Source organism: uncultured Campylobacter sp. (assembly GCF_938002845.1).
Taxonomy (GTDB): domain Bacteria; phylum Campylobacterota; class Campylobacteria; order Campylobacterales; family Campylobacteraceae; genus Campylobacter_B.
In genome coordinates, this window is sequence record NZ_CALKZP010000050.1 from 60,238 (window position 1) to 84,190 (window position 23,953).

The window sequence follows — 23,953 nt, forward strand, 5'->3', positions numbered from 1 at the left end:
CATGGGAGATAGAGTTAATACTATAAAATGTGCAATTGATGGTTTTGATAAGACTGGAAGTATAGGCGTCGGATATTATGATTATGGTTTTGATAGCCTTTCCAATGGTGGAGACGATAAAGGTTTATATTATTTTGCACAAGTTATGCATAAAATATTTGATTGGAATGCGGAACAAGTAATTATCGCTTTTCATATTTTGTTTGTGGGTTTTGGTTTTATATTTTTTTGCATAGGCTGGATGTTGATCCTAAAAAATAAATTAAGTAAAATTATTTCTATTGTAGCAACTTCTATTCTTACTGTATGCGTTTATAAAATAGGTGATGTATATGTAATGTTTTACTTTATGTCATCTTTTATACCGATATTTTTATATCTAGCCAACAACAATAATAGCATGATTTTTTTTATTTTTAGCCTATCTATTTTTTCCACGATATCACACTTAATACGATCATATTCTTTTATTCCGACTATACTTTTTGTAATTATTTATTTACTTATAAATCTAAAAAATAATAAAAAATATTCTTATATATTTATATTGGTTGCTACGTTATTTATTTCTAATGTGATTTATAAAGAGTATGAGAAAAATATTGATAATAATTTATTGCAGTTAAACCATAATGCCAATTTAAATACTAAACATGTTTTTTGGCATTCTGTATATATTGGTTTTGGATATGTGGATAATGAATATATACCACATTATAGCGATGAAGTGGCTATGCAAAAGGTTAATTCTATTGATGCGAATATAAAACCTTTGTCAAAGGCGTATGAAGATATTTTAAGAAAAGAGGTGTTTAAATTTATAAAAGAGCACAAAATAATTACTATACAAAATTTTGGAGCAAAATTTGGAGTTATATTTTTATATTTTTTGATTTTTTCAAATATCGGATTTTATTGTTTTTGTGCCTCGCTAAATAAAAAGAAGAAAGAATTTCTTATTCCGTGTTTATGCGCATTATGCTTTAATTCTATTTTTGGATTTTTGGTCATACCTTCTATAAATTATCTAATAGGATTTATATCATTTAGTGTAATTTTTGCAATCTATTATATAGATAATTATATCAATGAGAGGAGATTTTTAAAATGATACAAGCAATAGTTAAAAAAGGTAAAGTTTTAGCAGAACAGATCCCTGCTCCAAGCGTTTCAAAGGGGTGTGTTCTTATAAAAGTAGTAAATAGCTGTATATCGGCGGGCACCGAGATAAGCGGCGTATCAAATAGCGGCAAAAGCCTGATAAGAAGGGCTTTGGAGCAGCCTGAGAACGTAAAAAAAGTCATCAATATGGTGAAATCAGACGGTATAGCTAGCGTTTATGCGAAAGTAAAGGGCAAGCTTGATAGCGGAAATCCGACCGGCTATTCGCTTAGCGGCGTCGTCATAGCGATCGGAGAGGGCGTTTTGAATTTTGAGATCGGAGAGCGCGTCGCCGCAGCCGGTGCAGGGCTTGCAAACCACGCAGAATACGTAGACGTGCCTAAAAATTTAGTTATGAAAATACCACAGGATATGGACTTTGAGCGAGCTTGCACCGTGACGCTCGGCGGCATAGCGATGCAGGGCGTTAGGCGGATTGATCTAAGGCTGGGCGAGACCTGCGTAGTTGTGGGAGCTGGGATTTTAGGGCTTCTTGCGGTGCAGATGCTTAAAATTTCAGGCGTCAGGGTTGCGGTCAGCGATTTTGATGATAGGCGCTTGCAGATAGCAAAGGAATACGGCGCAGAGCTCGCCATAAATCCGTCAAGAGACGATTTGCTAGACGTCGTTTCATCTTGGAGCGGCGGATACGGCGCTGATGGAGTGCTATTTACCGCCGCTACGAGCAGCAGCGAGCCGCTATCGCAAAGCTTTCAGATGTGCAAGAAAAAGGGCAGAGTGGTGCTCGTAGGCGTTGCCGGTATGCAGATAAATAGAGAGGATATGTATAAAAAGGAGCTTGATTTCCTCATCTCCACATCCTATGGTCCTGGCCGCTACGACAAGAGCTACGAAGAGCAGGGGCTTGATTATCCGTTTAGCTATGTAAGATGGACGGAAAATCGAAATATGAGCGAGTATCTAAGGCTGGTAAATGAAAATTTGATAAAGCTGGATAAGCTCATAGACGCGAAATACCCTATCGAGCAGGTAACGGAGGCGTTCGAGTCGCTACAGACTTCGCAGAATAAGCCGCTTATGGTTTTGCTCGACTACGGCGAGGCAAATTTAGCCGAGCTTGATAGCTATCTAAATCACGATAAAAAAATCATCATAGGCTCCGCGCCCGTAAACAGAGATGTGATAAACGTCGCGTTCGTCGGAGTCGGCGGATTTGCTACCGGTATGCACCTGCCTAATATCTCAAAGCTTACAGATAAGTATAAAATTTACGCGATCATGAACCGAAGCGGACATAAAGCAAAGGCGGTGGCGCAGCAATATGGAGCGAATTACGCTACTTCAAATTTAGACGATATTTTAAATGATAAAAACGTTGATCTGGTGATCATCTCCACAAGGCACGATAGCCATGCGGAGCTTACTTTAAAGGCGCTTGAAGCGGGCAAAAACGTATTTGTAGAAAAGCCGCTTGCGACAAACAAAGAAGAGCTTGAAAAGATAAAGAAATTTTACGAAGGGGGAGGCGACAAGCCCCTTTTATTCGTGGGATTTAACAGGCGATTTAGCGCCTACGTGCAGGAGATAAAAAAGCACACGAGCGCTAGAATAAATCCGATGATAATCAGATATAGAATGAACGCGGGCTACATACCGATGGATCACTGGGTGCATGAAAACGGCGGCAGAATGGTGGGCGAAGCGTGCCACATAATAGATCTAATGACGGCGCTAACGGGAAGCGAGATACAGAGCGTATTTTCGCAGGCGATCACGCCGAGTAATGAAAAATATAGCGCCGAGGATAATAAATCTATCGTCTTAAAATACAAAGATGGCTCGGTGGCAAATATCGAATATTTCGCAAACGGCAGCAAGGAGCTGAGCAAGGAATTTATGGAGATTCACTTCGACGGCAAGAGCATCATTTTGGACGATTACAAAAGCCTTAAAGGATACGGAGTAGGAGTAAAAGAAATTTCAACAAACGTGAGCCAAAAGGGGCAACTCGAAGAGCTTAAGGCGCTATTTGAGGCTCTAAAAGGAAGTAAAAAAGGCTGGCCGATAGAGTTTTGGGATATGGTGCAGACGACGGAGATTTCATTTTTGATATGAGTTCGTTAGTACAAGATAGGCTTAAAAAATACGATAAAATTTTAATAATCGGACCGTATCCGCCTCCTCTTGGCGGAGTGTCGGTTTATATCTATAGACTTAGTAAGTCGCTAGATAATTCGCAAGTATTTGATGTATCCAAAAATGGTTTTAAAAAATATATCGATTTATTTGCGGTATTGTGCAGGACAAAATTTCGAGCCGTAAATATTCACTCGTTTAGTATGACGATAGTTTTTGTGCTTATGATTGCTAGACTTTTTAAAAATTTTGATTTAATTGCCACTAGCCATAATCCAAGGTTGTTTGAGGAGAGCTTTAAATTTAAGGCATTGATTTATAGAGTCTTTTTTCATTGCATAGATGTTTTGGTGGTGGTTAATAAGCATATTTTGGACGATTACAAAAGTAGGAATTTACGTATTCCAAAAAGCATTATAATCGAGCATGCTTTCTTGCCGCCGCCGTTAGAGGAGGAAGATAAAATTTTAGCTACCTACCCCGAATCTTTTTACGATTTTATAAAAAGTAAGACGCGGATAATAACGGCAAACGCATTTCAAATATCTTTTTATAAAAATACCGACCTATACGGACTTGATATGTGCATAGAACTTACGGCTAAGCTAAAAAACGTATATCCAAATTTGGGATTTATTTTTGCGCTAGCAAACGAAAAGGTCAATACGGAGTATATAGATAAAATGCACCTACGAATAAAAGAGCTAAATTTAGAGGAAAATTTTTATTTTCTGACTGGGCAAAAAGAGCTTTGGCCTATATTTAAAAAGGCTAGTTTAATGATAAGACCTACAAATACCGATGGCGATGCCCTTAGTATTAGAGAGGCTTTATATTTTAAATGCCCTGCGATAGCTAGTGATGTATGTGATAGGCCAGAGGGAACAATTTTGTTTAAAAATAGAAATTTAGATGATTTATATGATAAAGTAAAGGATGTTTTATGTTAGATAATGTGATTTTTAGAAAAGATGAAATAATAAAAATATGTTGTGATAAAAAAGTTTTACACCTAGGATTTATACAGCATAAGTTGTATGAACAAAAAATCAAATCAAATGATTGGCTTCATAGCAAAATTGCAGAAGTTGCTAGCTCCTTAGTCGGTTTTGATTATTTGCAAGAAGATGTAGAAATTTTGAAAGATAAATACGGATATATTGCATATTACGCAGATGTTACTCAACTGGATAAGCTTGAATATCAAGATAAATTTGATATTGTGGTATGTGGAGAACTGATTGAGCATATTGAAAATCCTGGTTTAATGCTGGATGGTATAAAAAGATTTATGCACGATGAATCATTATTAATTATCACTACGCCGAATCCTTGGTCTAATGAGCGTATTAAGCTAATCAAGTCTGGGAATCTCGAAAATTTATGGTTAAATAAAGAGCATGTTTGTTGGTATAGCTTTGAGACCTTAAAGCAATTACTGGATAGAAAAGGATATGTAGAGAAAAAATATGACTATTATTACTCAGAAAACAAAAATATGTTTTTTAAGACAAAATCCTTTTTAGATTATATTAAAATTTTGAAAAGAATATTAGTATACCGGCTCACTAAAAGACAAAATTATGATGGCCTATTTTTTATTGCTAAAGCAAAGAGTAGAGATGATTAGTAAAGCGAAATGGTTTTTAGATAAAACCTCTCCCATTATTTTCGGTATAGACGATATTACAAATTCAAAATGTCAGTCACGTTTTTTAAGAGAGCAATGTGATTGTGGTTATCTTGGATTAGGCGATGGAGGTCTATACAATTATTTTGTAAACTATTTATTAAATAAATATCCAGAAATTAGAGTTACATATTTTTTGGTAATGAATTCGCACTCAACATATTTAGATAACGGTAAAACTGGATCTATATACAATAATGATGATTTTTTAAAGCTATTAAATTCCATTCTTGGTAGATCTGATGAGATAGCATACCATGGACATAATCATGGATATTCCAATGCTACATTGATGGATAGAAAATGGTGCAGAGAATTTGAGCAGTATTCTCCGGGTGAGTATTTTAATATTATAAAAAATGATTTAAATCTTTTCAAAAAAAGATTTGGCTACCAAATTTTAGGAGGAAGAACTCCGTGCTATAGTTTTAGAGAGGATTTGGTTGGAGGACTAATTGACTTAAAATTTCGTTGGTGGTCCTTTGACTTTAAGCCTTTTACTAATAATATTTCTTTGAAGTATGGCGATGATAAAATTATAGAAATGCCATCAAACATAAGCGGCGATGCTTTTATATATGGAGGAAATGCAATAAAAAGTAAAATTAAACACTTGCTAAATATCGTAAAGATAGAAAAAATGATGAAAAGTAGATATGTGATTAGTATAGCGGAGCATTTTATGAATGCTAGACCAGATGGAAAGAGGCAAACACCAAATGTTTATAATGATATAAATTCTTTAGATTTTCTCTTCGGCTATTTAAGGAATAAAGATGTTTGGTATGCTACTTTTAGTGAATGTGCTAATTATTACGAGAGCTATAATAATACCTATATTTTAGATATGGGCGATGGAGCGTTCGAAATAAAATATAAAGGTGACTGGAAAATGTTTCTAACATTTATCTCGGATAATAGATATTTACAAAACATACAAACTAAAGAAATTTATGAAGGCTTTATGAAAAATAATAGATGGCTTTTTAATGATTTAAAAATAGGAAAGTATAAAGTATATAAGGAAAGTTAAATGATAAGAATTTTGAAGGAATATAACAATAAAGATTTAAATTTGTTTTCTAGTAAAGAGTACTTGTCTGCTCAGTCAAATGACTATGGATGGTTTGTGGACGATAATTTTATTTTACCGTATTTTATTTGTAAAAAGTTATTTTTTAGATATATGATCTTTCCCTCTGAAACAATATATCTAAAAAATAATATAGCATTGGATGATGAAAAATTTTTTTTAAATAAAGTTATAGAAAAAATAGCGAAAGAATTAAAATATGTTGATTTTATATTAAGAGCGCCTAGTAATGTTGTTTTTAATACGGTTCCTGATGATGCTATATATTGTAAATTCGGTTCTTTGCCAGTAAATCTACTTCAGGATAAAGATGTTCTCTTTAAAAATATGCATCAAAAACATAGAAATGCCATAAACAAAGCCCAAAGAGATGGTGTGCAAATCAATAAAGGCATTCAATACAAAAACGATACTTTAAATATGATAGATTGTACTATGCTAAGGCGTGGTTTTGAGTCTGCATCAGAAAGTATAGATAATGAACTAAGAGGAGTGGGTGCTAATTTAGAATTTTATGTATCAGAATATGACGGAATAGCTCAAGGCGGCGCTATTATTGGATTGGATAATAAAAAAGCGTATTATTTGTATGGCGGTAGTATTGAAAAACCCCATCAGGGAGCCTTAACATTAATGCATTGGCAAATTATCAATGATATGAAAGCAAAAGGTCTTGATGAATATGTTTTTGTGGGAGCTAGAATTAATGTAAAAAAAGATAGCTCAATATTTGGAGTGCAAAGATTTAAAGAGAGATTTGGTTCGGTTATGAAAGTGGGTTATATGTGGAAATTCCCAATTAAGCCATTTAAATATAAACTATATATTTTACTTAAATATATTAATAGCATAATGAAATTTAAAAGATATACAAAAGATTTAATTGAAGAAGATAAAAAATACAATACAGAGTCTGCATAGAGAAATGTTAAATAGATCTTTTAGAACAGTATCGATATATATATTTTTTTTAATCCTCGAAAAAGGGACGAATGTAATATTCTTCTCATATTTGGCACATTATTTTAGTGTGAGCGAAATGGGAAGATATAATATGTATATAATAGTTTATACCTTCGCATCCTTTTTTTGCTCATTAGAGATAAAATCCGGATACACAAAGTATTATTATGAATATAATGATAATATAAAACAGGACAAGCTTTTCTTTAGCATTATAAATTTTACTTTTATATTGCATATCGCGTTTGGCTTTATTTTTATCGCCATCTTAAAATATTTCTTAAATTTAGATTTTTTACTATTTTTCGCTTTTATATTGTTATCATTTTTTGATGTTATATTATATCTAATGCAATGTAAAAAAAGATTCTTAGAACAAGATTTCCATTATGGCATAATTGTTGCGTTAAAAGTTATTTTTACTGTTTTTTACTTTTTATTATTAAAAAGTATTTTTAATAATTCAATAGATTCAAAATATATTATATATTCTATGCTTTTTTCATATATTACAGTATGTATCTTAATTGTTAGGCGGTGGAGGTTTTGTATAGATTTTAATATAATTCGAGAGATATCCGCTTTTTCATTAAAAATATTACCTGGAAATCTTTGTGTATATTTAACCTCTTTTGCACCACAAATCATCATGAATATTTTTTCATTTAATCAAAATTTGATTGGCACATTTTTTGTCTATCAAAAAATGGCATCAATGTTATTTTTATTATTTGAGCCTTTTTATTTGTTTTTTTCACAAAAGTTTTTTAAGCATCATGCCGATAATAATTTTTTTATATCTTATCAAAAAATGTTTTTTATAATAATATTATTATTTGGTTTTTTAATGTCCATTTTTATTATATTTTCTGAACAAATTATATCAATATTCGCCGGTGAAAAGTATATAGAATTTAAAAATTCTCTGTTAGCTTTTTTGATTAGCGGGTATTTTTATATTATTTCCAGAATATTGGCTTTAAATATAAATATTTCTAGCAAAAATCAGTATTGCTCTTATATAGAAATTTCTGTATGTATACTTTCCGTCGTTACATTAACTATGAGCTCTTATTTTTCTAATTTTTTAATACTTGTTTATTCTGTTGCATTCATTTCATTCATAAATTTTTTATCTTTTCTAATTGTTGCAAAAATGATAAAACCAAAATTTTTTATAAGCTACTTGTATTTTTCTGTTCAACTCATTATCCCATGCATAATCTTTTTTTTCAAAAGTTTTTATGATTTTAGCATGATAGATAAAATTTTTATATCTTTGTTATTGTCTATATTATATATGTTTAGGTTATCTTTTGTACTTAAAAAATCATTTGTCGGTATAGTAAAATGATGTTATTATACTATTTTAAAAAGATAAAAGTTATTGGTTTTAGAGAGACTATTAAAAAAGTATTTTTTAAGGTATTTAGAAAGATTAATAATAGTCTTCAAAAGTGGATGCATATCAAGAATGGTAGCCGCATAAATTTTAACGTTTCGACCATAAAAACTATCTATATAAATATAAAAAATTTAGATGTATCAAATATCGATCCGGATGTCGCAAAATATCTATCTAAAATGTACATCGAGCATAAATTTGATCTGCTCGGTAGCGGCTGGGTAAAAAATAGCTATGATAGCGCGGCGCTCGGGCTTGAGGGCTACAAATACGATATGAACGTTGCTGCTCCTACGAGCGCGCCCGAAGACTACGAGCCGATCGATTGGCAAAAGGATTTTAAAAGTGGCTTTCGGTGGAGCGAGAAAAAATGGTACAAAGATCAGCGCATAGCCCATAAGCCCGGTAGCGATATAAAGGTGCCGTGGGAGCTTGCGAGGCTTCAGCACTTGCCGCAGCTTGCTATTTTTGTGATGGCGAATCCGAGTTTAAAAGAGCGAAATTTAAAAGAATTTAAAAACCAAATTTTAGATTTTATCCGCAACAATCCGCCTAGAATGGGCGTAAATTGGACCTGCACGATGGATGTGGGTATCAGGGTTGCCAACATGCTGGCGGCTTACGATATGTTTTGCCAGATGGACGGCAATGAAATTTTAGATCAAAATTTCAAACAGACCTTTTCAAATAGCGTCTACGAGCATGCGCTTCATATCGTAAATAATCTGGAATATTCGCCGCATCTTACGTCAAATCACTATCTAAGCGATATTGCGGGCTTGCTGCAAGCTTGCGCATATTTGAACGGCGGCGGCGAGACAGACGCGTGGTTGGCGTTTGCCGTGCAAGAAGTAATTAGCGAAATGAGAAAGGAATTTTACGAAGACGGCGGAAATTTCGAGAGTTCTACGAGCTATCACCGCTTAAGCGGCGAGCTAATGGCGTATGCCACGGCTCTGATGCTGGGTCTAAAAAGCGAAAAAATTTCATCTTTGCAAAATTACGACGCAAAGCTTTGGCGCAAAAAGCCGAAACTTTTGCCGCCGGAGGAGCAGGAATTTAAAATTTTAAACGGACAAATATCGTTGCCGCAGTGGTTCGCGGACAGGCTGTATAAAATCGGCAGGTTTACCGCCGACATCACAAAGCCAAACGGCGAAGTGCCGCAATTCGGCGATAACGACAGCGGCAGGTTCTTTAAATTTAGCCCAAACGGCGAGTTTTTGAGCAACGAACAAGCCGCGCAAAAATATCTAAATTTAAGTGGCTTTGAGGGCGGTAATGAGCCGTTTTGGGACGAAAATATCTTAAATCACTCCACGCTAATTAGCTGCATGGGCGGAATTTTTGACGATGAGATATTTAAAAACGATATGCGCTTTGAGCAGAGTTTTATGAGATCTCTTGCCGGTCGCACTCTGCAAGCAGGCGATAAAACATACAAAAGCCAGATCGCCTCAGGCGTGAAATTTAGCGAACTGCTGCACCGAAAAAGCATGAAATTTAAAATTTCAAATTCGCAAGAGATCAAAAATCTATTTTATCCGGACAGCGGAATTTTTATCTTCAAATCCAGCAAATTTTACCTCGCCGTCTGCGCTACGCCGCTTGGGCAGAATGATCACGGCGGACATACGCACAATGATAAGCTGGGCTACGAGCTGTGGATAGACGGGCTGGATATAGCAAGAGATCCCGGTACATATCTTTATACGCCGATCCCCGGCAGAAGAAATGAATTTAGAAGCGTCAAGGCTCACAACGTACCGATCGTCGGTGATCTGGAACAAAATAGTTGGGGCGAGGGAGCGATAGGACTATTTGGAATGTTTGCGGAATGCAGGTGCGAAGTGGCGGATTTTGGAGAAAATTTTATAAGCCTTGCCGCAGAATACAAGGGCGTAAAGATAATTAGAAAATTTGAGATAAAAGAGGACAAATTGGAGATTATCGATATGGCAAATAGGGAATTTTATTATAGTAAATTTGAGTTATATTCGAACGGATATGGGAAGTTGATGAAGATATGAATATTTTGTATATTTCTGATTCATATTTAAGTCTTTCGGTCTTTAAAAGTCAAGTCCACACAATTTGCAATTATCACTCAAAAAAACACAATGTTACACTTCTGGCTTTATGCAATATCCATGATATTAAGCAAGAAAAGCCGAAAGATGCCCTTTATGAGCTAGTTAAGCTTTATCGTTATCCAAAAATGTTTATTCCGATAATTAACCGGCTTAGGGCATTTTCTTCAAAAAATATTTTAAATAAAATTTTAAATAGCGCAGATCTTATACACTGCAGAGGGCACGTCAGTTCGGCCTTTGCTATTAATTTATTAAAGATGCTTAAAATAGATAAGCCTATTATTGCAGATATCAGAGGCGTTATAGGCGAGGAGCTTTTAAATCGGGAAACGCTACTGTCTAAATTTTATTGTACTCAGACGAAAATTATAGAGAGGTATGTTTTTAAATATTGTGATTACCTATTTTTTGTATCCCATAATATGCAAAAATACTATATGGACAAATACGGCTTTAAACAGCATAGTGCAGTATTTCCTACGATTGTAGACGAGAAGTTATTCTACGTTTCTTCTGAAAAAAGAAATATTATAAGAAAGCAGCTTAAAATATCTGAGAGATTGTGCTATGTCTATGTCGGTGGGGTTGATTATTGGCAAAATCTAGATAAAATTTTATTAAAATTTGATAAGATAAACAAAGAAAATAAAACAAAATTTTTCTTTATAGTTCTTACCAATAATAAACAGTGGGTATTTGATTTTTGTCATAAAAATAGTATTAAACTAGATAATTTTTACATTGATAGTCTCCCTTACGATAAGGTGCCTCTATATCTTAATGCCGCTGACTTTGGAGTCATTATAAGAAATGACGATCTTATAAATTTTGTCGCATCTCCAACGAAAATAAATGAATATTTGGCATGCGGACTTAAAATTATAAATGATTTGGACCAAATAGGCGTAAATCAAAAATTTTTAAATGTAGAGTATAGAGACATTGAAAGCATAATTAGCGAGCAGGATTCCATTTATTCTGCGCTTTTAATAGATAAAACTACTGAGATCAAAAAATGAAAATTTTATTTATCACGCTTAGAGCCGATCACGGCGGCGGCCCAAAACACGTTGATCTGCTTATAAATAATTTATCTAGCGAGATAGAGATATATCTTGCTTGTCCGCAAGATAGGCCTTACTATGATCTGTGGAACGAGTCAAAAAAGATTAAAGACATATTTATCTTGCCGCATAGAAAATTTAGTGTGAAAAAACTCCTTGGGCTGAATAAATTTATAAAAGATAATGATATAGAGATAGTCCATTCCCATGGCAAGGGCGCAGGCATATATTCGCGGATACTTAAAATTTTAAATCCAAGGCTAAAAATAGTCCATACTTTACACGGCGTTCATGTCGGAGAATACGGCCTTTTGAAAAAGAGCGCGTATATTTTTTTGGAGCGATTTTTAACGTTATTTACCGATAAATTTATAAATGTCTCAAAGAGCGAAAATGAGGCTTGTTTAAAGCTTAGACTATTTAAAAAAAGTAAGTGCGAGGTCGTATATAACGGCATAAAAGCTCTTTTGAAAGACGATAATGCCAAGATAAAATTTAATCTATCGGGAAAAAGGGTAGTTACGACTATTTCGAGATTTGATTATGCGAAAAATATGTCTTTGGCATACGAGATAGCTAAAAATTTTAAAGACAACTCAGACATCGTTTTTTTGTGGCTCGGAGACGGCGACGATAGGGCGAAATTTGAATCTATGACAAAAAAAGACGGCGCAAATATAATCTTTACGGGCTTTACCGATGAAATGCCAGCGTATCTATCCGCTACGGACATCTACTTGTCTACGTCCAGGTGGGAGGGGCTGCCTTATGCGCTCATAGAGGCGCAGTCGCTCGGCATCCCGATAGTAGCGACAAACGTCGTGGGAAATAACGAAGTCGTAGAAAACGGCAAAAGCGGATTTTTGTTTGAGAGCGCACAGCAGGCGCGCCGGGATATAGAAATTTTATTAAATGATGAGAAAATATACGGTAAAATGCGAAGCGAAGCGTTGCTAAATTTTAAAGATAAATTTGATATCGGCATCGCGATTCGTAAAGTGGAAAAAATTTACGAGCAGATATTTGAAAATAAATAGATCAATTAGGGAGCAGTAATGAAAAAAGCCCTTATTCACGACTGGTTTAGCACCTATGCGGGCGCGGAGAAATGCGTCGAGAGTTTTACCGATATCTGGGATGATTTTGAAATTTACAGCCTCATCGACTTTTTAAGCGGTGCCGACCGAGATAAAATTTTAAAAGGCAAGCGCGCCCACACGAGCTTTATCCAGAAGCTACCCTTTGCAAAGGATAAATACCGCAACTACCTGCCGCTATTTCCGCTCGCGATCGAGCAGTTTGATCTAAGCGGCTATGATGTCGTGCTATCTAGCTCGCATGCCGTAGCAAAGGGGGTTCTCACACACTCAAATCAACTCCACATCGCTTATGTACATACGCCGATCCGCTACGCGTGGGATCTATATCATCAGTACTTGCGCGAAAGTGAGCTGGATCGTGGTTTAAAGGGTGCGTTGGCGAAGTATTTTTTGCATAAAATTAGGCTTTGGGACGCGAGCACCGCAAACCGCGTGGATCACTACGTCGCAAATAGTCGCTACATCGCGCGCCGTATCAAAAAAACATACGGCAAGCTTAGCGACGTCATCTATCCGCCCGTGGACGTCGATAAATTTACGCTACGCGAAGCCAAAGAGGAGTTCTACCTCACTGCCTCACGCATGGTACCGTACAAAAAGATCGATCTCATTGTAGAGGCATTTTCGCAGACTGATAAAAAGCTGCTCGTTATCGGCGACGGGCCCGATATGGCGAAAATAAAATCAAAAGCGGGCAAAAATGTCGAACTTTTGGGCTTCGCAGATGATGAAACGATGGCGAATCTTATGGGGCGGGCTAAGGCGTTTGTTTTTGCCGCTGAGGAGGACTTCGGCATTACGCCGGTGGAAGCGCAGGCATGCGGCACGCCGGTGATCTGCTTCGGGCGCGGCGGTGCTCGCGAGACGGTGATTGATGGCGAGAGCGGGCTGTATTTTATGGAGCAAAATACAAAGGAGCTGCTCGCTGCCGTAGCTAAATTTGAGCAAAATTATGATAAATTTGAGCCTGTAAAAATCAGAGAAAATTCTTTAAAATTTTCGCGCGCGCGCTTTGAAGCCGAGATCAAAAGCTACGTCGAGAAAAAATATGAGGAATTTAAGGACGGCCTAAATGACTAATATAATCCTAAGCGGCGGCAGCGGTACGAGGTTGTGGCCCATCAGCCGCACGCTTATGCCGAAGCAGTTCGTGCGCCTCTTTGGCGACCGCTCGCTTTTTATGATGAGCTACGAGCGAAATTCTCCTCTATGCGAGCGCACGCTCGTCGTCTCGAACGAGCAGCAGTATTTTTTGGCGCTCGATCAGCTTGAGGCCCTAGGCGCGCGCGGCGTAAAATTTCTACTCGAGCCCGTCGGCAGAAATACGGCTCCTGCGATCGCGCTTGCGTGTTTGAGTTTAAAGGCCGAGGAGATTGTTTTTGTAACGCCGAGCGATCATCTAATTAGAGATGAGGCGGCGTATAAAAACAGCGTCTTGCGCGCACGCGAGCTTGCGAAGCAGGGGTTTTTGGTGACGTTTGGTATCAAGCCCGCGGATGCAAATACGGGCTACGGCTATATCGAAGCAAGCGGCGAGGACGTGTTAAAATTTCACGAAAAGCCTGAGCTTGCGGCAGCGCAAAGCTACATAGTGGCGGGGAATTTTTACTGGAACAGCGGCATGTTTATGTTTAAAGCGGGCGTATTTTTAGGCGAACTAAAAGCGCAGAGCCCTGAAATTTACGAAGCCTGCGTTCGCGCGCACGGAAATTCTAACGCGGAAAATCCGATTAGAATTAAACTAGGCGATATGCAAGAAATCCCCGCAGATAGTATCGATTACGCAGTTATGGAGCGCACGAGCCTTGCTAAGGTCGTACCCGCAGATATCGGCTGGAGCGATCTGGGAAGCTTCGATAGCTTGGACGCCGAGCTGCCCAAAGACGCGAACGGCAACACCGCAAGCGAGCAAAATATCGCTCTAAATTCTAAAAACAATCTCATCATCGGCTCGGGCCGTACGATAGCCGCCATAGACGTCGAGGATCTTGCTATCGTCGATACCAAAGACGCCCTGCTCGTATGTAAAAAAGGCTCTACCCAAAAGGTAAAGCAGGTGGTGGAGCGGCTAGGCGGTGGCGATCTAGCGCGCGTGCACGTAACGACGCACCGCCCGTGGGGCAGCTATACGGTGCTCGAAGATGAGCGCGGCTATAAGATCAAGCGTATAGTCGTTAAGCCTGGCAAGCGGCTATCGCTGCAAAAGCACTACCACCGCAACGAGCACTGGATTGTCGTTAGCGGCACTGCGACTGTGACTGTGGGTGAGCAAAATTTCTTGCTGCGCGAGAATGAATCTACGTTCATTAGGATGGGCGAGGTCCATCGCCTCGCAAACGAGGGCAAAATCCCCGTCGTGCTAATCGAAGCTCAAGTCGGCAGCTACACCGGCGAGGATGATATCGTGCGCCTGCAAGATGATTTTAATAGGAGCTAGGATGAAAAAGCAACTCTGCGTTTTGATAATCTTGGCTGTCGATATTTTCGGCATCTGGCTTTGCTTCGGACTTGCCGTGGTGCTTAAAAATCTGCTCTACGGCGATAGCGTGCTACTGGACATTGGCAGGTATCAGGGCTTCGCGCCGTCCTATGTCATAATGATATTTCTATTTTTCTATCAGGGGATCTATTCGAGGCGATATGATTTTTGGCACGAGAGTAGAATTTTAGTAAAAAGCTGCTTCTTGGGGCTTTTACTAAGCCTAGCGCTACTTGCTTTAATCAAAGTCAATTACGAATTTTCGCGTGCCAGCTTTATTTTGAGCTTTACCTTTATGGCGGTGGTTTTGCCGCTTTTTAAGCTCGTAACGAAAAGGAAGCTTTTTAAATTTGGATTATGGCAGAAGAGGGCGAAAATTTTAGGCGAGGGCGAGGAGTTTGAGAGCGCCGTCTTAGAAAGCGCGTATTTAGGATATGTTAGAGCTCTTGGCGGCGATTACGACGTGTTATTTATCGGCGGAAGCAGGCTTGGTGCGGAGGCTTTGAATGAGCTTATCGAACATAACATCAGAAAAAACAAAGAAATTTTATTCACCCCCGTGTTGCGCTCATACGACTTTACGCAGACGGATATTTACAGCGTTTTTGCTTCGCGCACCAGCCTCTTTGCGATACGAAATTCTCTGAAAAGCCCTTTAAATTTAGCTCTTAAACGCGGGCTTGATTTGGCGCTAATTTTCTTGGCGCTTCCTTTGTTGGTGCCGATTTTTGGCGTAATCGCGCTGATGATGAAGCTAAAAGAGCCCGCGGGACGCATATTTTTTTCGCATCAAAGGATGGGATTTGGCGGCAAGCCGTTTGGATGCCTGAAATTTCGCTCGATGAAAGAGAATGGGGACGAAATTTTAGCTCAGTATCTAAAGCAAAATCCGCAAGAAGTGGAGTATTTTGAAAAATATCATAAATACGAGCATGATCCGCGCATCACGAAGCTAGGCGATTTTTTGCGCAAAAGCTCGCTCGATGAGCTTCCGCAGCTGATCAACGTCCTAAAGGGCGAAATGAGCATCGTAGGTCCTCGCCCGTGCGCGCAATACGAGCGCAAAGATATGGGCGAATACGCCGATCTCATCCTGGCCGTCAAGCCCGGCATTACGGGGCTTTGGCAGGTGAGCGGGCGCAGCGATGTGGATTTTGCGACCAGGGCGGGCATGGATACGTGGTATATGAAAAACTGGTCGATCTGGAACGACATCGTAATTATTTTAAAAACCTTCAAAGTCGTTTTGGCGCGCGAAGGGGCAAGCTGATAGTTTATAGAGTTTAAAACGGGGCTGCCTCTTTTGAGATAAATTTTAAATTTAATACGGCGCTTCGATCGAGATATTAGAATCGCTTGAGGCTAAATTTGCACTATTTAAAATCATATATAACAATACAATCGCGCGGCAATAGCTAGGAGTTTGCAGTGCAAAATTTGAAATTTTGAAATTTCATCGCATGCTTGCGTAAAATAAGACTATGCAAAAATGGTGATAGTTTAATGCAGACGACCAAGATTATGTAGTATCGCGGGAAAAGTATTAGCCGTTAATCATATTGTTTAAGCACACATAAAAATAGCGCTACCTGATAAATTTCACTGCCGCTTTCCGCTTTTGCGCGAATACTACTATGTAAAATTTACGCAAAGCAGATGAATTTTATCCTCGTTTCCGCGTTGACATATTTTAAAATTTTAAAATGCCTATTTTGCAAAAGCGACAGCTATTTTAAAATTTAGGTAATTTGTAGATAAAATTTTGATCTATTTGAGCAGTAAAAATGGTGTCCCGTGTAGGATTCGAACCTACGGCCGCCTGATTAAGAGTCAGATGCTCTACCAACTGAGCTAACGAGACAAGAACTGTAATTGTAGTGATAAAAATATAAAAAACTGATTAAATTTTATAAAAATTTCGTTAAATTTCATAAAATTATATCAGTCTTTATATATCCAATGACTCATAAAAATTAAATAAAATACTTTAGTAAAGAATCAATAAATTTTTTAAAAAAATAACCTATGCGCTTCAATTTCACATCTAGGCGCTCTTGCACAAACTCAACACAAAGCCAAAACAAGAAGCCCCATAGGCGGGGCTTGGCTCGATAATTTATTTTGCTTTTTTAGCCTTTTTGCTTCGCGTAGCCTTAGCATGAGTTCTAGGAGAGCGGTTTGAGATGATTGGCTTACCATCAGGGTATTTTTTCTGCACGTGACTTACAGGTATCGCTGCACTGCTGCTAGCGCCATATTTCTCGCCGTTTGTGAAATACTTCCTCATCACTTCCTTCCATCTTTTTGCGTATTTATTCGCGCGCGGAGAATCGTTTAAGATATCCTCGTAGTCGTAAATTCTCTCATAGAAGTCGTTAGTTAGTTGATCGTCGATAGTGATTCTGCCGTTGTCGATCGATACGCCTAGGTAGACGCCTGTTTGCTCGCCCGGGCTTACCATCCATGCAGAAATATCAGGTAGATCGGTTGCGCGACCGGTTCTTCTACCTACGCCGCCTGCTGCAGCACCTACATTGATCTCAAGGGTGTCTGTGCCAGTAAAAATGTCTTGATATGACTTCGTAGTATGAAAGATCATCACGATGTCGCTCGTCTCGTAGCCTGCCTGTAAGCCCACGCCGTAGCCTTTATATTTGATAAAAATCGGTGAACTCCACTCACCGTTCTCGCCTTTGACACTAAAAATTCCATCGCCGTACTGCAGCGATGCGCCCGCAGCTAGGCGTTTTACGTCGGTTAGGATTGCGACGGCTTTGGCGCTGGTTAGATAGCGCTCATCGGTGCCGAAGTTATTAGCCGCTACGAAAGATCTAACGACGTTAGTCGCCGCTATAACCTCTTGATTTGCCACGACGTCCGCGTGCAAAAGACCGCAAAGTGCAACAGATGCTAGAAGCAAAAACTTTTTCATCATTTAATCCTTTTAAAATTGAATTTTCGTTATTATAACAGCAATTTCATTTGTTTTAGCTAATTTTTAACAAAAAATTGATGAAAAATAACGAATTTTGGAAAATTTATGAAATTTCTAGCTATTTTTGCACTTTTGGCGATCAAAATTTTCGCTTTAGACATAGTAAACGGTGATGTTGTTATCTTAAAATTAGATAAAAGCACGACCGAGTTGAGCTTTGGCTCAAAGAAAATCCCCCTCATCACGGCGCCAAATTCTAGCGATAAAATCGCCGTTTTGGCGGCAAACTACCGCGCTAAGGGGGATTTCGCGCTGCGGATAGTAGATCAAAGCGGCAGCCACGAGCAGATCGTCGCTTTGAAAAAGGGCGAGTATAAAAAAGAGGCCTTAAGTGTCGCTCCTGGTAAAGTTAAACCGCCCAAAGAAGCCGCCGCACGTATCAAAAAAGAGCTCGACGAAGCCAACGCGATCTATGCGATCACCACGCCACGCTATCTTTTTTCCACGCCGTTTGAGTTGCCTTTAAACTCCAAAATAACCTCTGCATTCGGCAATGCCCGCACCTTTAATGGCGAGCTTAAAAGCTATCACAGCGGCACCGATTATCGCGCCGCGGTAGGCACTGCGGTGCGCGCCGCCAACGACGGCGTCGTAGTCATCGCCAAAGACCGCTACTACGCCGGCGGTTCGGTCGTGATCGATCACGGCGGCGGCATCTATTCGCAGTACTATCATCTAAGCGAGATCAAAGTGGCGCTTGGCGATCACGTTCACAAAGGCGATGAAATCGCGCTTTCGGGCGAGAGCGGTAGAGTCAGCGGCCCGCATCTGCACTTCGGCATCGCGATCAACGGCGTGAGCGTCAATCCGCTAAGCTTCGTCGCTAAATTCAACGAAGTGGTTTTTGGCGAGCGCTAAAATGTCCTACAATCCGAAGGAATTAATGAAAAAAATTCTCGCAGGTAGCGATTTTAAGCTAAAAGGCTCGGTCAAAGGTCGTGTGCGCGTCGCGAGTAGGGACGGAGCGATCGTAAATTTTACCGCTGCAGACTTCGGCGTGCAGAGCCTAAATGACAAAATTTCGCTCAGTGGCGAGCAGTTCGAACGCTTTAGAGCTAGAATTTTTGGGATTTTAAACTCTGGCGGACGCGAGCTTGCAGGTAGGCTCACGCTCTCTTCTACGCCTAAAAAGAAAGCCCGCGCAGATCGTCTCCGCGCGGCAGATGGTTATGCGGAGTTTGACGGCGCCTGCGATTTTGGTAGCTTTTGCGAAGGAGATTCGGGCGCAGTTTCGCCCGAGGCTGGCGACAGCTTGGCAAAGACCTCGTATGCCACAAATGCAAGGCGCGGCGAGCGAGATTTTCCTGCGCGCAGCGCTCAGAGTGTGCGAGATTTTGCTTCACGAGCAGAATTTCAAGATGCTTCGCAAGCAGAATTTTATGGTGCGGCTCGGGCGGAATTTTGCGCAGATACCGCGTGGGATACGGCGCGCGAGAATTTAATTTTGCAAAATGATGCTGCGCAGGATGACATGAGTGTGGGGCTTGCTGCTAGTTTCGAAGAGAGCGCAAATGCGAGGAGTGAAAATTTTATGCTGCAAAGCTCTGCGTCTATGAATTCTGCCAAAGGACAAAGCTTCATTCCTGCATCGCGAAATTTTATTTCCGCGCAAAGCTCTGCGCTCGTGAAAGATTCCGCATTTGAGGCGCAAAATTCTAATTTTATGGCGCAAACGGAGAATTTTGCAGCTGAAAATTCGTTTGTAGCAGAGCAGGGCGCGAACTTACGAAGTAAAAATTCTACGGCGCAAAGCTCTGCATCAAAAAATTCCACTTTCGCAAATTCTGCGCTTGATATAAAGTGCGCAAATGATTGTGGGCCTCAAGGCTCCGAGTTTTCTAAGGGGCAAATCGCGAATTCCGCTAGCTGCCGTGCCGCAAATTTTGCCTTAGAAAATGCCTTGGAATTCGCGCCTCAAGATGAGAATTTCGTCGGTGAGGATTCAATATTTTTGGCAAAAGGGCAAAATTACGCGCTAAAAAATTCCGACGAGCAAAATTTAGCACAGAAAATCTCCGCACAAGAGCGGCACCCTTCAAATTTGCCGCCGCAAGCGGGAAATAAATTTGTGCCCGAATTTGAGCAATCCGCGCAGTCTGCGTTAACGGGTGAGAATTCTACGTTTGCTTCTTCTATGGCGGAGGGGGCGCTTGGTGATGAGCCTGCGTCTGCTGCTTTTGGGAGCGAATCAACTTTTGCGGCTAAGCCCGTAAATTTCTATGGCAAGCCTGAGCGCAAAGTGCCTACGAAAGAGCGCGAGAGCCTTCGAGAGCGTCCGCAGGCTCTGCCTATTGCAAGCGCTTCGCGTCCTATCTCGCTACCGCAAGCGCCTAGAGCTAGGCTCATCGAGCTTAAGCCGCGCTTCATAGGTATCGTGCACAGGATTAAAATTTCGTTTTTGAAAAAGAGCGCGAGCGAGCCGGGCGAAGGGGTTTTGGCGCGCGTTCGTATTCCACTTTTGATGGAGAATTTCGGTCTTAATGATATTTTGTCGTCCACGGCGAGCTACCAAATGGCGAAAAAGATGGTGCGCACGATCGCTGATCTTTACATCGCCAAGGATCTGCGCGGCGTGCACATAGGCGTGCCGGTGCGCCTTGAAATGGGCTTTAAAAGCGGTATCTCTGACGTCAGCAACCACGCCTTTATCTTTAAGCTCATCGAGGACAGCCTCGTTAAAAACGGCGTCATCGACGACGACAATGCAGATATCGTGCGCGAGATTAAGCTTTTTAAGCAAGATGTTTTCGACGGGATTTTAGTAAACATCATGCGGTTTGAGTAGTTTTTTCTTTATCCACTCCGCTATCTAATAGAATTGTTTTAGTAAACATCATGCGGTTTGAGTAGGGGCTTTGCAGCGCCTTGCAGATAAATTTTAAAAAATTAGCGTTACCGCATGAAATTCTGCCGTTTTCGAGCTTTAGCTTGCACTGGCAGTAAGCGCTTTTTAAAATTTTTTTGATCAAACCAGTAAAAATTTGAAAGGATTGAGATGCAAAAAGCCTTTTTTAATTCGCCCATTGGAATGCTTGAAATTTGGGATGACGAGATCGGGATCTGCAATATCGACTGGGTCAAAAGCTCTGCCTGCAGCCCCAATGATGAGATCTTTAAAAAACACGACGCAGAGCTTAAATTCGGCTTTGTGCGTGCAGCGGATGATAAAGGACGCGATTTAAGGCTTAGCGATTTAAGAAAGAATTTGGCTCTTTGCACCGACGAGCTTGGCGCATATTTCAGGGGCGAGCTTGAAAGCTTTAGCGTTAAACTGAGCCAAAATGGCACGCAGTTTCAAAAGTCCGTGTGGAGCGCGCTTTTAGAGATCCCCTACGGCGAGGTCGTAACATACGGCGAGCTAGCCGCGGCTATCGGCAGACCGCACGCAAGCCGCGCAGTAGGCGGCGCAAACGGCAAAAACAAAATTCCCATCATCGTGCCGTGCCACCGCGTCGTAGCTGCGGGCGGGCTCGGAGGATACAGCGGCGCGGGCGGCGTAGCGACCAAAGCGTGGCTGCTAAACTTCGAAAGAGAAAATTTAACCAAATTTGGCAAGTAAAATTTCGTTAATTCTGCCTTGCAGGCACGGCGCTGATTTTAAAATTTTACCGCGAGACGCTGCGAAATTTCATAAATCGATTTTGTAAATTTCTAGTTTTGCGGCGACCAAAGCAGTTAAAATTTTGCAAGAAGCGAAACTTGCTATGCTGACTTAAAGCCCTAATTTTAAATTTATCGCGCCTTAGACGCCTGCTATGAGCGGTTGAAATTTTTCGCAGTGATAAAATTTGGCTTCGCGAAATTCTGCGCTGAAGTCCTTCGATAAATTTTCATCTTGCGTGCATTTTGTGCAGCAGCGCGTAAAGCAGCAAAATTTTGAATCCATTTCGTGAAAATAGGCAAGGATAGCAAGGTTTTGTTGTGGAGTTTTGCAGAGGCTAAAAATTCTATGCTGCCGCGCTGCAAGGGTAAAATTCAACGCCGCCGTATTAAGGCAAAGTAAATTTTTAATTGCGCTTGCCGAAGCGGGGTTAAAATCCGCGCAGAAGCGGTAACCGGGGCAGAATTTATCCCAGCGGTAACGTGACTAAGTAAAATTTTATAAATCCACGAAGCGGGCGGTATCCCAGCAGAAACGGCATTATCTTAGCAAGCTTCTTGCGAAAGCGGCGGGTGCGCCAAAGATAAAATTTCTCGCGGAGGCGGCGAAGTACAGCAGTATGCTGCTAGAGACACCTAGCGAAGATGGAATTTTGCGCGAAGAGAGCGAGGGAAATTTGCGCAAAGACCGCGCTATTTGCTGAAATTCGCGCAAAAGCAGTATTCTTTTAAAAAATTCCTAGCAGCGGTAGCGTTCGTCGTCAAAGCTCACCTTCGAAGTGGCGACGTTTAGCTAAGGCTTCTTTCTTGCGAAAGCGACGTTGCATAGCAAAGTAATTGTAAAAGCGGCGAGCGTGCTGTAGATAAAATTCTTCTTAGCAAAAGCGGCGTAGCAGGGCAAAATTTCTACGCAATACGCGCGGCAAAGATAAAATTTGCCAAGCAACTACGAGCGAAAACCCGGCAAATTCAGCAAAGCTTGGCAGAACGAAGAATTTTTATCAAATCTACGCAACTTTGCCAAATTCCTAAATTAGCCGAAATTTTCTATCAGATCGCTAAAAATTTTAGTTAAATTTTCGACGTCGTTAATCTCTACTCGTTCATTGATCTGATGGATAGTGTCGTTTCGCACGCCAAACTCCGCCGTCTCCACGCCGAACTCCGCGAAGTATCTCGCGTCGCTCGTGCCGCCTGCGGTGTTTAGCTCGGCTGCTGCGCCGCAGATCTTCTGCACGCTAGCGCTTAGTTTTTGCACGATTTTGGAGTTTCGTTGAGTTAAAAAAGACTTTGAGGAGCTTTTTAGCGCAAGGTGTAGCGACGCGCCTGCTCGCAGCTGCGCGGTGCAGCTCATTTCTAGCTTGCCGCAGGATTCGCTTTCGTTGCACAGCGTGTCTTTTGCATCTAGCTCAAATAATCTCAGTACGTAGTCTCGCACGTCTTCTAGCCCCAGCCCTACGCCGCCGCGTACGTTAAACATCACGCGTACGTCCTTGGGTGTTACGTTTACTACCTGCGAACCGCCGCGAATGTCGGTGATGACTATCTTAGCCGAAGCGAAATCCTCGCTACCCGCGTCCAGATCATGCCCCGCGAGGCTTGCTAGCACCGGCGCTAAAATGTGGACAGGATTGATGCATTTATCTGGGTAGGCTGCGTGCCCGCCGATACCCGTGAGTGTGAGGACGCCGTTAATCGAGCCGCGACGGCCGATCTTAATGGTATCACCGAAGCGCACTTCGCATGTAGGCTCCGCAACGATTGCGAAGTCGGGTAGGGCACCTTGCTCGCGCAATTTAGAGAGCATTTCGCGCGTGCCGTAGATGCCGTCACCCTCCTCATCGCTGGTTAGTAGTAGGCTTAGCGTGCCCTTAAAATCGTGTGCCGCCGCTAGCGCGCAGATCGCCGCTGCGATGCCGCTTTTCATATCCTGCGCGCCGCGCCCGTATAAAAAGCCGTCCGCTTCCACCGGCACAAACGGATCGCTCGCCCAGCCCTCGCCCGGAGGGACTACGTCGATGTGCCCGGCAAAGCACAGATGCGGACCCTGTCCGAAGCGCTTGGTAAAAATCGCGTTAGTTACGCCGTTTAGCTCGAATCTATCCTCGCTAAAGTCCGCCAGCAGCATCGAGACGTAGTTGAAAGCTCCGTCGTCGCTAGGCGTGAGCGAGCGGAATTTGATGAGCTCTTTTAGAATTTCAATCGGTTTCATA

General features: G+C 40.8%; 19 protein-coding genes and 1 tRNA gene. 16 read left to right on the forward strand and 4 right to left on the reverse strand.

Features of this window, described 5'->3' with window-relative positions; genetic code table 11:
* Position 1 precedes the first annotated feature (1 nt).
* The 13 genes from Q0224_RS07950 to Q0224_RS08010 all read left to right on the forward strand — a co-directional run bounded on the left by Q0224_RS07950 (position 2) and on the right by Q0224_RS08010 (position 16,415).
* Positions 2–1,111 (forward strand): hypothetical protein, encoded by a 1,110-nt coding sequence (locus Q0224_RS07950; RefSeq protein ID WP_297950366.1) that lies wholly within the window; start codon positions 2–4, stop codon positions 1,109–1,111.
* On the forward strand, positions 1,108–3,237 hold the full coding sequence (locus tag Q0224_RS07955; RefSeq protein WP_297950367.1) for a bi-domain-containing oxidoreductase: 2,130 nt from the start codon (positions 1,108–1,110) through the stop codon (positions 3,235–3,237). The genes Q0224_RS07950 and Q0224_RS07955 overlap by 4 nt, the downstream gene beginning before the upstream one ends.
* The gene (locus tag Q0224_RS07960; RefSeq protein WP_297950368.1) at positions 3,234–4,208 is read left to right on the forward strand and encodes a glycosyltransferase; all 975 of its coding nucleotides are present in this window, start codon (positions 3,234–3,236) and stop codon (positions 4,206–4,208) included. The genes Q0224_RS07955 and Q0224_RS07960 overlap by 4 nt, the downstream gene beginning before the upstream one ends.
* Complete coding sequence (locus Q0224_RS07965) at positions 4,202–4,888, forward strand: methyltransferase domain-containing protein (RefSeq protein ID WP_297950369.1); 687 nt, start codon at positions 4,202–4,204, stop codon at positions 4,886–4,888. The genes Q0224_RS07960 and Q0224_RS07965 overlap by 7 nt, the downstream gene beginning before the upstream one ends.
* Positions 4,881–5,981: a hypothetical protein gene (locus tag Q0224_RS07970; RefSeq protein ID WP_297950370.1), complete on the forward strand. Its 1,101-nt coding sequence runs from the start codon at positions 4,881–4,883 to the stop codon at positions 5,979–5,981. The genes Q0224_RS07965 and Q0224_RS07970 overlap by 8 nt, the downstream gene beginning before the upstream one ends.
* Positions 5,982–6,962: a peptidoglycan bridge formation glycyltransferase FemA/FemB family protein gene (locus Q0224_RS07975; protein ID WP_297950371.1), complete on the forward strand. Its 981-nt coding sequence runs from the start codon at positions 5,982–5,984 to the stop codon at positions 6,960–6,962.
* Complete coding sequence (locus tag Q0224_RS07980; protein ID WP_297950372.1) at positions 6,925–8,358, forward strand: hypothetical protein; 1,434 nt, start codon at positions 6,925–6,927, stop codon at positions 8,356–8,358. The genes Q0224_RS07975 and Q0224_RS07980 overlap by 38 nt, the downstream gene beginning before the upstream one ends.
* A gap of 107 nt (positions 8,359–8,465) precedes the next feature.
* Positions 8,466–10,439: an alginate lyase family protein gene (locus Q0224_RS07985; protein WP_297950373.1), complete on the forward strand. Its 1,974-nt coding sequence runs from the start codon at positions 8,466–8,468 to the stop codon at positions 10,437–10,439.
* Positions 10,436–11,521, forward strand: a complete 1,086-nt coding sequence (locus tag Q0224_RS07990) for a glycosyltransferase (RefSeq protein WP_297950374.1) — start codon at positions 10,436–10,438, stop codon at positions 11,519–11,521. Before Q0224_RS07985 ends, Q0224_RS07990 begins: the two co-directional genes overlap by 4 nt.
* Positions 11,518–12,603, forward strand: coding sequence for a glycosyltransferase (locus Q0224_RS07995; protein WP_297950375.1), 1,086 nt, complete (start codon positions 11,518–11,520; stop codon positions 12,601–12,603). The genes Q0224_RS07990 and Q0224_RS07995 overlap by 4 nt, the downstream gene beginning before the upstream one ends.
* 18 nt (positions 12,604–12,621) lie before the next feature.
* Complete coding sequence (locus Q0224_RS08000) at positions 12,622–13,746, forward strand: glycosyltransferase family 4 protein (protein WP_297950376.1); 1,125 nt, start codon at positions 12,622–12,624, stop codon at positions 13,744–13,746.
* Complete coding sequence (locus Q0224_RS08005) at positions 13,739–15,103, forward strand: mannose-1-phosphate guanylyltransferase/mannose-6-phosphate isomerase (protein WP_297950377.1); 1,365 nt, start codon at positions 13,739–13,741, stop codon at positions 15,101–15,103. Before Q0224_RS08000 ends, Q0224_RS08005 begins: the two co-directional genes overlap by 8 nt.
* 1 nt (position 15,104) lies before the next feature.
* Positions 15,105–16,415 (forward strand): sugar transferase, encoded by a 1,311-nt coding sequence (locus Q0224_RS08010; protein WP_297950378.1) that lies wholly within the window; start codon positions 15,105–15,107, stop codon positions 16,413–16,415.
* A 515-nt stretch (positions 16,416–16,930) separates the two neighbouring features.
* Here the strand turns inward: Q0224_RS08010 and Q0224_RS08015 are convergent.
* Both Q0224_RS08015 and Q0224_RS08020 read right to left on the reverse strand, forming a co-directional pair.
* Positions 16,931–17,006: transfer RNA gene (locus Q0224_RS08015), tRNA-Lys, on the reverse strand.
* A 255-nt stretch (positions 17,007–17,261) separates the two neighbouring features.
* Positions 17,262–18,077, reverse strand: coding sequence for a lipid-binding SYLF domain-containing protein (locus tag Q0224_RS08020; RefSeq protein ID WP_297943234.1), 816 nt, complete (start codon positions 18,075–18,077; stop codon positions 17,262–17,264).
* A 108-nt stretch (positions 18,078–18,185) separates the two neighbouring features.
* On the opposite strand from Q0224_RS08020, the gene Q0224_RS08025 reads away from it, so the two are divergent.
* Entirely contained in the window at positions 18,186–18,998 is an 813-nt protein-coding gene (locus Q0224_RS08025) for a M23 family metallopeptidase (RefSeq protein ID WP_297950379.1), read from the forward strand.
* Positions 18,999–19,023: 25 nt separating this feature from the next.
* The gene (locus Q0224_RS08030; protein WP_297950380.1) at positions 19,024–20,925 is read left to right on the forward strand and encodes a hypothetical protein; all 1,902 of its coding nucleotides are present in this window, start codon (positions 19,024–19,026) and stop codon (positions 20,923–20,925) included.
* Here the strand turns inward: Q0224_RS08030 and Q0224_RS08035 are convergent.
* Entirely contained in the window at positions 20,909–21,109 is a 201-nt protein-coding gene (locus Q0224_RS08035) for a hypothetical protein (protein ID WP_297950381.1), read from the reverse strand. The two genes, Q0224_RS08030 and Q0224_RS08035, sit on opposite strands and share 17 nt — an antisense overlap.
* 26 nt (positions 21,110–21,135) lie before the next feature.
* Between Q0224_RS08035 and Q0224_RS08040 the strand changes: the two genes are divergently transcribed.
* Complete coding sequence (locus Q0224_RS08040) at positions 21,136–21,699, forward strand: methylated-DNA--[protein]-cysteine S-methyltransferase (protein ID WP_297950382.1); 564 nt, start codon at positions 21,136–21,138, stop codon at positions 21,697–21,699.
* 1,074 nt (positions 21,700–22,773) lie between these two features.
* On the opposite strand, the gene dapE is transcribed toward Q0224_RS08040, so the two are convergent.
* The gene (dapE, locus tag Q0224_RS08045; protein WP_297950383.1) at positions 22,774–23,952 is read right to left on the reverse strand and encodes a succinyl-diaminopimelate desuccinylase; all 1,179 of its coding nucleotides are present in this window, start codon (positions 23,950–23,952) and stop codon (positions 22,774–22,776) included.
* Position 23,953: the final 1 nt, after the last annotated feature.